General features: G+C 68.8%; 10 protein-coding genes. 5 read left to right on the forward strand and 5 right to left on the reverse strand.

Annotated elements, in window-relative coordinates:
- Positions 1-24: 24 nt before the first annotated feature.
- A complete protein-coding gene (locus CFE50_RS02135; RefSeq protein WP_183633907.1) occupies positions 25-927 on the reverse strand; it encodes a LysR family transcriptional regulator in 903 nt (300 codons plus the stop codon).
- 491 nt (positions 928-1,418) lie between these two features.
- Between CFE50_RS02135 and CFE50_RS02140 the strand changes: the two genes are divergently transcribed.
- The 4 genes from CFE50_RS02140 (at position 1,419) to CFE50_RS02155 (ending at position 6,389) form a co-directional block, all read left to right on the forward strand.
- A complete protein-coding gene (locus CFE50_RS02140; protein WP_286730625.1) occupies positions 1,419-2,744 on the forward strand; it encodes a DUF3100 domain-containing protein in 1,326 nt (441 codons plus the stop codon).
- 240 nt (positions 2,745-2,984) lie between these two features.
- Positions 2,985-3,911 (forward strand): ribokinase, encoded by a 927-nt coding sequence (gene rbsK, locus CFE50_RS02145; RefSeq protein ID WP_241809733.1) that lies wholly within the window; start codon positions 2,985-2,987, stop codon positions 3,909-3,911.
- 47 nt (positions 3,912-3,958) lie between these two features.
- On the forward strand, positions 3,959-5,290 hold the full coding sequence (gene fucP, locus CFE50_RS02150; protein WP_027598812.1) for an L-fucose:H+ symporter permease: 1,332 nt from the start codon (positions 3,959-3,961) through the stop codon (positions 5,288-5,290).
- A gap of 13 nt (positions 5,291-5,303) precedes the next feature.
- On the forward strand, positions 5,304-6,389 hold the full coding sequence (locus CFE50_RS02155; RefSeq protein ID WP_286730627.1) for an aldose 1-epimerase family protein: 1,086 nt from the start codon (positions 5,304-5,306) through the stop codon (positions 6,387-6,389).
- On the opposite strand, the gene deoR is transcribed toward CFE50_RS02155, so the two are convergent.
- Entirely contained in the window at positions 6,382-7,146 is a 765-nt protein-coding gene (gene deoR, locus CFE50_RS02160) for a DNA-binding transcriptional repressor DeoR (protein ID WP_169854458.1), read from the reverse strand. The two genes, CFE50_RS02155 and deoR, sit on opposite strands and share 8 nt — an antisense overlap.
- A 94-nt stretch (positions 7,147-7,240) precedes the next feature.
- Here deoR and deoC point away from each other — a divergent pair, with 94 nt between their 5' ends.
- A complete protein-coding gene (gene deoC / locus CFE50_RS02165; protein ID WP_286730630.1) occupies positions 7,241-7,918 on the forward strand; it encodes a deoxyribose-phosphate aldolase in 678 nt (225 codons plus the stop codon).
- Between the two features lie 100 nt (positions 7,919-8,018).
- Here the strand turns inward: deoC and cobM are convergent, their stop codons facing one another.
- The 3 genes from cobM to cbiE all read right to left on the reverse strand — a co-directional run bounded on the left by cobM (position 8,019) and on the right by cbiE (position 11,205).
- Positions 8,019-8,750, reverse strand: coding sequence for a precorrin-4 C(11)-methyltransferase (cobM, locus tag CFE50_RS02170; protein WP_286730632.1), 732 nt, complete (start codon positions 8,748-8,750; stop codon positions 8,019-8,021).
- Positions 8,747-9,469: a cobalt-precorrin-6A reductase gene (locus CFE50_RS02175; RefSeq protein WP_286730634.1), complete on the reverse strand. Its 723-nt coding sequence runs from the start codon at positions 9,467-9,469 to the stop codon at positions 8,747-8,749. The genes cobM and CFE50_RS02175 overlap by 4 nt, the downstream gene beginning before the upstream one ends.
- A gap of 533 nt (positions 9,470-10,002) precedes the next feature.
- Entirely contained in the window at positions 10,003-11,205 is a 1,203-nt protein-coding gene (gene cbiE, locus CFE50_RS02180; RefSeq protein WP_286730636.1) for a precorrin-6y C5,15-methyltransferase (decarboxylating) subunit CbiE, read from the reverse strand.
- Between the last annotated feature and the right edge of the window lie 96 nt (positions 11,206-11,301).

Genomic DNA, 11,301 nt, shown 5'->3' on the forward strand with positions numbered 1-11,301 from the left:
CCTGGCAGCGAGTGCCGCCGACGCTCAGCGAAAGGCGGTCATCTGCTGCACCAGGCCGGTCCGCAACTCGTCCGCGGCGCGGCTGAGCTTGCGGCCCAGGCGGGTGACCAGTTCGACGTGGGCACGGGCGAACCCGGGATCGGCCAGGGGCAGGGCGCGCAAGGCGCCGCTGTCCAGTTCCTGGGTCGCGGCGAACAGCGGCAGGAGCGTGACGCCGCCCTGCTGGGCATAGTGCTTGAGCAGGGCAAAGGTGTTGCAGGTCAGGGTCGGCGCCAGACGCTGGCCTGCGGCCTGTTCCACGGCGTCGAGCATCTGGCGGATGCCGTAGGAGATGTCCGGCAGCGCCAGGCGGTGCTCGCCCAGCGCGGCCAGGGTCACGGGGCCCTGGGTCGCGGCCAGCGGATGCTCCGGCGCGACCATGGCATAGAGCGGCTGCCCGCGACTGCCATGCACGCGCAGGTGCGGATCGCGCGGCGGATTGAACACCAGCCCCAGTTGCGCCTCGTCTTCCATCACCTGGCGAATCACCTCGTTGGTGCCCACCACGTTGACCCTGACCTCGATCTCCGGATGCCGCGCGGAAAAGTCGCCCAGGCTGCGCGACAGGTCGCCGATGAAGCCTTCGCCGATGGCCAGCACCACGCGGCCGGTGCGCAGTCCCTGAAGATCGGCGATGGCGTCTCTCAGCCCGTCGAGCTGGGTCTGACGCTGGCGGAAGTAATCCAGCACCAGGCGCCCGGCCTCGGTCGGGGTGATGCCGCGGCGGTGGCGCTCGATCAGATCGACGCCCAGTTCCGCCTCGACCTGGGCGATCTGCCGGCTGACCGCGGACGGGGCGATGTCCAGGGCGTCGGCGGCGGCGCGCACGCTGCCCAGCCGCACCGCCTCGACGAAGTAGTGCAAGCGTTGTTCGTGAATTCCACGCATCCGTGTGTTCTCGTAAAGGCAACGGAAAAGGCCATTTCCAGTATTGGAGAGAGAACAGGGCGCTGTCCATACTCGGGCCCTAGTGTGGCGTTTCAGAAGTTACCTGCACAATTTTGGCGGCGCTTTTTCGGCCCTGACGGCGTTGCCACTCCTCGCCATAGCCCTGCTATGACTCGTCGCGGCGCCTGGCCAGGACCAAAAAATCACTCGCCAATTCTTGCGCGAACTTCTGAAACACCACACTAGACCACGGCCGCCCCGGCCTGGACGAGTTCGGCGCCATACTGGTTTACCGCATGTGGAAAATTTTCGTGGAAACAGTGTTTTCCCGATTTTCCGCCGAGGCGAGCTGGATGAGCGCCCTCGACCAGGCTCCCAGAACGACCGGGTCGCTCCCTTGCGGAGCCTTCGTTTCTGCCCAGCGAGCCTCGCCGCTCGCGACTGCCAACCATACCTACAACCGAGCCCGCGAGCGGGCCGCAGGGGGAAGAATGAGCGCCAATCCGACGCTGGCCGTAGGCCAGGACCGAGCCGTCAGCGATACCGTCAAACTCTATATCTGGGCAGCTCTGGTGCTGCTGGTCGCCGAGCTGATCGGCTCCATCACCATTCCGCTGGGGCCGGGCAAGGTGGTGCTGCTGCCGATGATCTGGGCATTGCTGCTGGGCGCGGCCGTTGGCCTGGTGGGCAAGCGCATGCCGCTGGGGCTGGGCATTGATCGCGGCGCCCAGGTACGCTCGGCAGCCATCCTGCAATACGCCTTGCTGGTGTTCATCGCCAAGCTCGGACTGGTGGTGGGGGGCTCATTGCCCACGGTGATCGCCGCCGGCTGGGCGCTGGCCTTCCAGGAGCTGGGCCATTTCGTCGGCACCATCCTGCTCGGCTTGCCGGTGGCCCTGCTGCTGGGCATCAAGCGCGAGGCCATCGGCGCGACCTTCTCGGTAGGGCGCGAACCGAGCCTCGCGATCATCGGTGAACGCTACGGCATGGATTCCCCGGAAGGCCGCGGCGTGCTCGCCGAATACCTCACCGGTACCCTGTTCGGCGCGGTGTTCATGGCCATCGTCGCCGGCTTCATCGCCAGTCTGAACATCTTCCACCCCTATTCGCTGGCCATGGGCGCCGGCATCGGCTCGGGCAGCATCATGGCCGCCGCAGCCGGGGCCATCGCCGCCCAGCAGACTCCCGAGGTGGCCAAGGAGGTCATGGCGCTGGCAGCCGCGGCCAACCTGATCACCATCACCCTGGGCACCTATTTCACCCTGTTCATCTCCCTGCCGCTGGCGGTCTGGGGCTACCGGGTGATGGAGCCGCGCATCGGCCGCACCACCAAGGCCTCCTTCCAGCAGAGTTCGGTGGATGCCGCCGCGGTGGACGAACCCGTGGCGCTGGGCTGGTCGGCCCGCTTCAGTGCCTGGCTAGCCTCGGGCGCCCTGGCGCTGCTGGCGACCCTGGTGATGAGCAAGACGCTGCCGCCGGCCGCCTTCCTGGGGGTCGCGGTGATGATCCTGGCCGCCTTCGTCGGCGAGCTGCTCTGCCAGCTGTTCCGCCGCAAGGTGCCGGCGGTGTGCTGGGTGTCGCTGGTGGCCATGTTCCTGACCTCGCCCTGGTGCCCGCTGGCGCCGCAGATCACCGCCGCCCACAACGCGGTTGGCATCATGGCGCTGATCACCCCGATGCTGGCCTTCGCCGGCCTGTCCATCGCCAAGGACATCCCGGCCTTCCGCCGCCTCGGCTGGCGCATCGTGGTGGTCTCCCTGACCGCCGGCTTCGGCACCTTCATCGGTGCCGTGTTCATCGCCGAACTCTTCCACTGATCCGCCCCGCGCGCACCGGGTCCCCGGTGCGCCGCTTCCCGCTGTCGTACTGCCCCCTCGTTTGACCTTCCCGTCCCGCATTTCTGTGTCGCAGCGCCCAGCCTCGAGCTCGCCAGGCCCGGTGTCGTCCCTGGACGATCACCGGCGCTTGAGCTGCGCCCCGAGTTGCAGTATCTATGATGGAAAATTAACAAAAACCGTTAATTTAATAACATCAAGAAAAACGGAGGCGCGTTCGGCATGGGCAAAATCGCGGTCATCGGCAGCAATATGGTCGATCTCATCACCTATATCGAGCGATTGCCCGTCCAGGGCGAGACCCTCGAAGCGCCGGACTTCGCCCTCGGCTGTGGCGGCAAGGGCGCCAACCAGGCGGTCGCCGCGGCCAAGCTGGGCAGCGAGGTGCTGATGGTGACCAAGGTCGGCGACGACCTCTTCGCCGACAACACCCTGGCCAACTTCCGCCGCTTCGGCATCGACACCCGCCACGTGACCCGCGCGCCCGGGCGTTCCAGCGGGGTGGCGCCGATCTTCGTGCAGCCCGATTCGCACAACAGCATCCTCATCGTGAAGGGCGCCAACGCCGCCCTCGGTCCGGCCGACATCCAGGCCGCGGAAGCCGATCTGCGCGACTGCGCGTTGATCGTGCTGCAACTGGAGATCGCCCTGGAGACCGTCTATGCCGCCATCGACTGCGGCCAGCGCCTGGGCATCCCGGTGCTGCTCAATCCGGCGCCGGCGGTGGCCGACCTGAGCGCCGCGCACCTCGCCCGGCTGGACTACTTCGTCCCCAACGAGACCGAGCTGGCCCTGGTCAGCGGCCTGCCGGTGGCGGATCGCGACAGCGCCTTCGCCGCGGCGCGGGTATTGGCCGGTCGCGGCATCCGGCACGTGGTGGTCACCCTGGGCGCCGCGGGCGCGCTCTACGTGGGCGAGGAGGGCGAATTCAGCCTGCCTGGCCAGCGGGTGGCGGCCCTCGACACCACCGGCGCCGGGGACGCCTTCATCGGCTGCTTCGCCCATGGCCGCGTTCAGGGCCTGGGCCTACATGAGGCCATGCAGCGGGCGGTGGCCTATTCGGCGCTGTCGGTCACCGGACGCGGCACCCAGACCTCCTATCCCGAGGCCGCGGTCTTCGAGGACTACCTCGCTTCCCTGGATCTCTGACCCGCGCGCGGCGATCCCCCACCCTGGCATCCCTACGGAGAACAACAATGAGCCAGTCACCCCTGCGGCCCAGTGCCGACGGCTACTACCTGAACCGCACGCCGTGGTTCGCCTTTATCCTGCTGTGCTGCATCTTCGCCCTCTGGGCCGCCGCGGCGAGCATGAACGACGTGCTCATCGCCCACTTCAAGAAGGCCTTTCTGCTCAGTGACTTCCAGACCGCCTTCGTCCAGTCGGCCTTCTACCTCGGCTATTTTTTCCTGGCCCTGCCGGCTGCGCTGATGGTGCGGCGCTTCAGCTACAAGACGACCATCCTCTTCGGCCTGTTCCTCTACATGGTCGGCTGCCTGCTGTTCTTTCCCGCCGCCTCCATGGCCAAGTACGGCATGTTCCTGCTGGCGCTGTTCGTGATCGCCGCCGGGCTGTCCTTTCTGGAGACCGCCTGCAACACCTATTCGACCCTGCTCGGGCCGCGCGAGACCGGCACCCGTCGGCTGAACATCTCCCAGACCTTCCACCCCTTCGGCGCCATGACCGGGGTCTACGTCGGCAGCTTCGTGATGTTCAAGGAGGGTGACGCCAGCCAGGCGCAGCTGCTGCAGATGAATCCCGCCGAGGCCGCCGCCCAGCAGTTGCAGATGATCCAGGCCACCCTGACGCCCTACCAGTGGATGATCGGCGTGCTGGTGCTGATCTTCGTGCTCATCGCCTGCACCCGCTATCCGGCCTGCAAGGGCAACGAGCGTGTACGCAGCGAGGGCGACGGCGTCGCCGCCAGCCTGGGTCGGCTGCGACGCAATCCGCGCTTCGTCTTTGGCGTGCTGGCGCAATTCCTCTACGTCGGCGCCCAGGTCGGCGTCTGGAGCTTTACCATCCGCCTGGCCATGCAACTCGGCGGCATGAACGAGCGCAGCGCCTCCTGGTTCCTGCTCACCACCTTCGCCGCCTATTTCGTCGGCAAGCTGATCGCCAACCTGCTGATGCGCCGCTGGCATCCGGCCAAGGTGCTGGGCGTCTACGGGGTGCTGTGCATCGCGCTGCTGGCCTACACCATCCTGGTGCCCAACATCACCGCGGTGTACGCCGCCGTGGGCGTGAGCATCTTCCTCGGACCCTGCTGGCCGACCATCTATGGCCTGACCGTCGACGGCATCGGCCGGGACACCGAATTCGGCGGCTCGCTGCTGGTGATGAGCATCGTCGGCGGCGGGGTGATCCCGATCTTCCAGGGCCTGCTGTCGGACTACACCGGCGGCAACATGCAGCTGGCCTATTCGGTGCCGCTGCTGTGCTTCACGGTGATCGTCGCCTACGCCCTCTATTGCCTGCGTCACCCGGCCAGCGAACGGCTGCCGGTGGGCGCCGCCCAGACCGCCTGAGGAGGGCGCCGTCATGTCCGTACGCCTGCCCCTGCAGCCTGAGCAATTCACCGCCGACGAGCGCACCCTGCTCGCCAGCGACGCCTTCCAGGTGCGCGCCTGGACCTATCCCTCCGGGGTGCGCGCCCTGGCGCTGGAGAATCGTCGTGGCCGCCTGGTGGTGCTGCCCTACCAGGGGCAGATGATCTGGGACGCCACCTTCGACGGCTGCCGCCTGACCATGCCGGGGCTGTTCGACCAACCGCGGCCGACCCGGCGGATCATCGAGACCTATGGCTGCTTCATGTTCCACGCCGGGGTGCTGCGCAACGGCTGCCCGGCGCCGGAGGACAGCCACGAGTTGCACGGCGAGTTGCCCTGCGCGCCGCTGGACGAGGCCTGGCTGGAACTGGGCCGGGACGCGGAGGGCGATTTCCTGCGTCTGGGCGGCCGCCACGACTACGCCATGGGCTTCGGCGATCGCTATCGCGCCCAGCCCCGCGTGACCCTGAGAGCGGACAGCGCGGTGTTCGAACTGGGCCTGGAGGTGGAAAACCAGGCCGGCCAGCCCATGGACCTGATGTACATGGCGCACATGAACTACGCCTATGTGCCCGGCGGACGCTTCCATGAGCCGCTCGGGGTGGCCCGCACCCGGGTGCGCACCAGCGTGCCGGCCCATGTGCGGCCGACCGCCGACTGGCAGGCCTTCATCGCCGAACTGGCCGAGGACCCCGAGCGACTGCGGGTGCTGGATGCGCCGGCGCGCTACCAGCCGGAGATCGTCAGTTTCATCGATGCGCCGGGGACCGACGCGGCGGGGGAGGCGCATTTCCTGCTGGAGCATCCGGGCGGCGCCGCCTTCTACACGGCCTATCGCCCGCAGGCCTTGCCCCATGCCACGCGCTGGGTGCTGCACAACCCCGATCAGCAGGTGGCGGCCTTCGTGCTGCCGGCGACCTGCGAACCGGAGGGCTATCTGGCCGAGACGGCCAAGGGCCAGGTGCAGCAGCTGCAACCGGGTGAACGCCGCGCCTTCAGCGTTCGGACCGGCTATCTCGCCGCCGCCGAGCGCGAGGCGCTGCTGGCGCGCCTGGCCGACCCGGCGCGGATCAGGTAAGCAGTTGCGCGCCGTTCGCCTCGATCCGCTCGCGATAGCTGCGCGGAATGCGTCCGTCACTGACCACCAGGTCGAAGTCGCCGAGCGCCGCGAAATGCGCGGCGCGCACCACGTCGAACTTGGTATGGTCGACCAGCAGCAGCCGCTGCTGGGCCTGGCGCAGGACCTTCTGCTTGACCTCGACCTCGTTGAAGTTGAAGCAGGTGACGCCAAAGTCCTCGCTCACCCCGGCCGCCGAGACGAAGGCATGGGTGAGGCGCACGCCATCGAGCACCCCGGTCTCCAGGCGACTCTCGAAGATCTGGTTCTTGCGCTGGAAGGTGCCGCCGCAGACCACCAGGGTGCAGTTGACCTTCTGCTGCAGCTTGAGCAGCACATTGAGCGAATGGCAGACGGCGGTGAATTCCAGGTCATCGGGAATGAAGTCCACCACGAAGGGCGTGGTGGTCCCGCAATCGAGGAAGACGGTGTCGCCGGCGCGGATCTGCGCCGCGGCCAGCCGACCGATGCGACGCTTTTCCTCGACCTGGCGCAGGTCCTGTTCCACCACCTGGTAGCCGGGCGCCTCGCTGCCGCCGACATCGCGGGTGACATGACCGCCGAGCAGGCGCAGGCCGTCCGGCGGGAGCCGCAGGTCGCGTCTCAGGGTCATTTCCGAGACACCCAGCAGCTGGGCCATCTCGCGCAGGTGAATGGCGTGCTGATCCTGCAGCGCCTGGTGCATCAGCTTGAGCCGAGCGGCTTTCTTGCTATCCATGAGGGGTGCGCTACGGGAGTCCGACTAGAGGTGCAGGCCGCACCAACCAAGAATTCTGATCCGATCATACGCTACCCGTGCCTGAGGAGGCCCCATGCAGCTTGAACCCGGCGAACTCGCCAAGACCATCGACCATACCCTGCTCGCCGCCGATGCCCGCCGCGCCCAGATCGACCGCCTGTGCCAGGAGGCGCGCAGCCATGGCTTCTATTCGGTGTGCGTGAATTCCGCCCAGGTCCCCCAGGCCGCGGCGCAACTGGCCGGCAGCGCGGTCAAGGTCTGCGCGGTGGTGGGCTTTCCGCTCGGCGCCGGGCTGAGCGCGGCCAAGGCCTTCGAGGCCGCGCAGGCCATCGCCGCCGGGGCCGGGGAGATCGACATGGTGCTCAACCTCGGCTGGCTCAAGGATGGCCTGCTGGAGGAGGTGTCCGCCGACATCGCCGCGGTGCAGGCGGCCTGTGGCGCGGTGCCGCTCAAGGTGATCCTGGAGACCGGTCTGCTCGACGAGACCCAGAAGCGCCAGGCCTGCCGGATCTGCCGCGACCTCGGCGTCGCTTTCGTCAAGACCTCCACTGGTTTCGGCCACGGCGGCGCGACCCTGGACGATGTCCGCCTGATGCGCGAAGAGGTGGGTCCGGAAATGGGCGTGAAAGCCTCCGGCGGCGTGCGTGACCGCGCCACCGCCCAGGCCATGCTGGACGCCGGCGCGACCCGCCTGGGGACCAGCTCGGGCGTGGCCATCGTCAGCGGTGGCGAGGGTGGGGCGGGGTACTAGAGCAGGACGCCTGTAGGTTGGGTTGAGCGCAGCGAAGCCCAATGATGCCGACTTGTGTTGGGCTTCGGCGGAGGAGCCGCCTCAGCCCAACCTACGGGTGCTACCCCGGCCCCTGCCGGTACAGCTTGGAATCCTGGAAATCCCCTGGCGCCAGCACCTCGCCGACCAGGATCAGCGCGGTGCGACGGAAATCCTTGTCCCGCGCCCGTTCGACGATGTCGGCCAGGGTGCCCCGCACGCTGTCCTGGTCCGGCCAGCTGGCGCGGTGGACGATGGCCACCGGGCAGGCGGGGCCGTAGTGCGGCAGGAGGTCGGCGACGATGCGCTCCAGCTGGCCGACGCCCAGGTGGATGGCCAGGGTCGCGCGATGCCGCGCCAGATCGGCCAGCGCCTCGCCTTCCGGCATGGCCGTGCGGCTGGCGTAGCGGGTGAGGATCACCGTCTGGCTGACCCCGGGCAGGGTCAGCTCGCACCCCAGCAGGGCGGCGCAGGCGGCGGTGGCGGTGACGCCGGGAACGATCTCATAGGGAATGCCCAGCGCCTGCAGGCGGCGGATCTGCTCGCCGATGGCGCCGTACAGCGAGGGATCGCCGGAATGCACCCGGGCCACGTCCTGGCCGCGGGCATGGGCGGCGGCCAGATGGCCGACGATGGCATCCAGGTCCAGGTGGGCGGTGTCGATCACCGTCTCGGCCTGGTGACCTTCCAGCACCGCGGGCGGTACCAGGGAGCCGGCATAGAGGATCACCGGGCACTGGCGGATCAGCCGCTGGCCCTTGACGGTGATGAGGTCGGGATCGCCGGGGCCGGCGCCGATGAAATGAACGGTCATGGGGTTTCCTCGGCCAGGGCGGCGAGCAGGTCGGCGACGCTGGCGAATTCACGATCGACGCTGGGCAACTCGGGGCGGCGCAGGATCAGCACCGGCAGACCCCGCTCGCGGGCTACCTGCAGCTTGGGCTGGGTGGCGGCGCTGCCACTGTTCTTGCTGATCAGCACATCGAAGTCGCCCTGGGCGAAGAGCGCGCGCTCGGCCTCCAGGGCGAAGGGGCCACGGTCGGCGATGATCCGCGCCCGGATGTGACCGGGATGGGCGTCGAGCAGGCGCAGGGTCCAGAACTGCTGGGCGGGGATTTCTTCCAGGTGCTCCAGCGGTTCGCGTCCCAGGGTGAAGAAGGGGCGGACAAAGGGTGCCAGCGCGGTCTGCAACTCAGCCCAGTCGGCCACCTCGCGCCAGTCGTCGTCGGCTCCTGCCTGCCAGCCGGGGCGGCGCAGGGCCCAGCAGGGGATGCCTGCGTCAGCAGCGGCCTGGGTGGCGTTGTGGCTGATCCGGGCGGCGTAGGGATGGGTGGCGTCCAGCAGCAGTTCGATGCCTTCACTGTGGAGAAAGGCGGTCAGCCCCGTGGCGCCGCCGTAGCCGCCGACCCGCACCTGGCAGGGCAGGTCCTGGGGCACCCGACCGAGGCCGGCCAGGCTGTAGATAGCCTGCTCCGGAAGCTGGCGGGCGATGGCGAGGGCTTCGGTGGTGCCGCCGAGCAGGAGGATCTTCATGGGCGGTCTTCCGTAGGAGCGGCGGAGGCTTCGTCATGCATGGCGCGCCCTCACCCCCGGCCCCTCTCCCCGAGGGAGAGGGGAGGAAAGGCGGTGCCTGGGGGCTAGCGGCGGAGTAGGGGTATTGGTCTCGCAGACGGCTTTCCCGCCGATGATCACAGCGTGCTCAGCAAGAGTCGTAGGCGTCAGCCCGGACGCCAGACTTCCAAGCCACCACCAAACCACCCCCTCTCCCCCGCGGGGAGAGGGCTGGGGTGAGGGGGCAAGGGGCCGTTCACAGTCTTCGGGGATGAAGGAGGCACGCCTAACCGCCCCCTCGCCCCCACAGGGAGAGGGCTGGGATGAGGGGGCAAAGCGCCGCGCACAGTCTTCAGGGATGAAGGAGGCACGCCTAACCGCCCCCTCGCCCCTACGGGGAGAGGGCTGGGGTGAGGGGGCAAGGCGCTGCTTGCCGCCGCGGATCAAAGGGTCACACCAAGCCACCCCCTCTCCCCTCGGGGAGAGGGTTGGGGTGAGGGGGCCACGTCCAACCCTCACGACTTCACTACCTCCAGCAAGGTGATAGGCAGCGCTGCACGCCAGGTATCGAAGGCGCCCAGCGGCTGGGCCTGGGCTACCTGCAGGCGGGTCAGGTCGCCGCCGTGGCGTTCGCGAAAGGCCACCAGGGCGGCTTCGGTCTGCAGGGTCACGGCATTGGCGACCAGGCGACCACCCGGTCTCAGGGCCGCCCAGCAAGCGTCCAGCACCCCCGGCGCGGTAAGGCCGCCACCGATGAAGATGGCATCCGGCGTGGCCAGGCCGGTCAAGGCCTCCGGGGCCTGGCCGGCCACCAGCTGAAGGGCCGGGGCGCCGAGGCGGTCGCGGTTGTGGAGGATATGGGCCTGGCGACCGGCGTCGGCCTCGATGGCCAGCACCCGGCAGCCGGGATGGCTGCGCGCCCATTCGATGCCGATGGAGCCGCAGCCGGCGCCCACGTCCCACAGCAGTTCGCCGGGGCGCGGCGCCAGGCGGGCCAGAGTCACGGCGCGTACGTCTCTCTTGGTCAGCTGGCCGTCGTGGCGATAGGCGCTGTCCGGCAGACCGGGGGTGAGCGGCAGGCCCGTCTCCCCGGTCTCGCTCAGGACCTCGATGGCCACCAGGTTGAGCGCTGCCGCTTCGGCCAAGGCCCAATCCTGGGCACGGCCTGCGATCCGTCTTTCCAGAGGGCCGCCCAGGTGCTCCAGCACCTGCAGCTGGCTGGCGCCAAAGCCCTGGTCCACCAGCAGCGCGGCCAGGGCGGCAGGGCTGTGGCCGTCGTTGCTCAGCACTAGCAGGCGGGCGCCCGGGTGCAGATGGCGCACCACGGCGGCCAGGGGCCGGGCCACCACCGACAGCAGGGTAGTGTCCTGCAATGGCCAGCCGAGGCGAGCCGCGGCCAGGGAATAGGAGGAGGGCGCCGGCAGCACCTGCAGTTCGTCGGCCGACAGCTGGCGCGCCAGGCTCGCGCCGACACCGAACAGCATGGGATCGCCGCTGGCCAGCACGCAGACCGGGGTGCCGCGGCGGTCCAGGACCGGGGCCAGGGCGAAGGGCTGCGGCCAGGGCTCGCGGGTGGCGCGGATGCAGGGTGGCAGCAGCGCCAGCTGGCGCGGACCGCCAATGACGACCCCTGCCTCCAGCAGGGCGCGGCGAGCCTGCTTGCCGAGGCCGGGGTAGCCGTCTTCGCCGATACCCACCACGGTCAGCCAGGGGATCATGAACACACCTCATCGAACGTCAGCCGACCGGGCGTTTTCAAGGGGTCGGGCAAAGCGGGCATAATAACGTCTTTCCCCGTTCAGCCCGACCTTCCG

Origin of the sequence: Pseudomonas sp. PGPPP4 (genome assembly GCF_002256045.1) — a bacterium.
In the GTDB taxonomy this organism is placed as follows: domain Bacteria; phylum Pseudomonadota; class Gammaproteobacteria; order Pseudomonadales; family Pseudomonadaceae; genus Chryseomonas; species Chryseomonas oryzihabitans.

Coding starts and splice junctions, on each gene's coding strand:
- CFE50_RS02135 (WP_183633907.1), bottom strand. CDS start 927: ATGCGTGGAATTCACGAACAACGCTTGCACTACTTCGTCGAGGCGGTG.
- CFE50_RS02140 (WP_286730625.1), top strand. CDS start 1,419: ATGAGCGCCAATCCGACGCTGGCCGTAGGCCAGGACCGAGCCGTCAGC.
- rbsK (WP_241809733.1), top strand. CDS start 2,985: ATGGGCAAAATCGCGGTCATCGGCAGCAATATGGTCGATCTCATCACC.
- fucP (WP_027598812.1), top strand. CDS start 3,959: ATGAGCCAGTCACCCCTGCGGCCCAGTGCCGACGGCTACTACCTGAAC.
- CFE50_RS02155 (WP_286730627.1), top strand. CDS start 5,304: ATGTCCGTACGCCTGCCCCTGCAGCCTGAGCAATTCACCGCCGACGAG.
- deoR (WP_169854458.1), bottom strand. CDS start 7,146: ATGGATAGCAAGAAAGCCGCTCGGCTCAAGCTGATGCACCAGGCGCTG.
- deoC (WP_286730630.1), top strand. CDS start 7,241: ATGCAGCTTGAACCCGGCGAACTCGCCAAGACCATCGACCATACCCTG.
- cobM (WP_286730632.1), bottom strand. CDS start 8,750: ATGACCGTTCATTTCATCGGCGCCGGCCCCGGCGATCCCGACCTCATC.
- CFE50_RS02175 (WP_286730634.1), bottom strand. CDS start 9,469: ATGAAGATCCTCCTGCTCGGCGGCACCACCGAAGCCCTCGCCATCGCC.
- cbiE (WP_286730636.1), bottom strand. CDS start 11,205: ATGATCCCCTGGCTGACCGTGGTGGGTATCGGCGAAGACGGCTACCCC.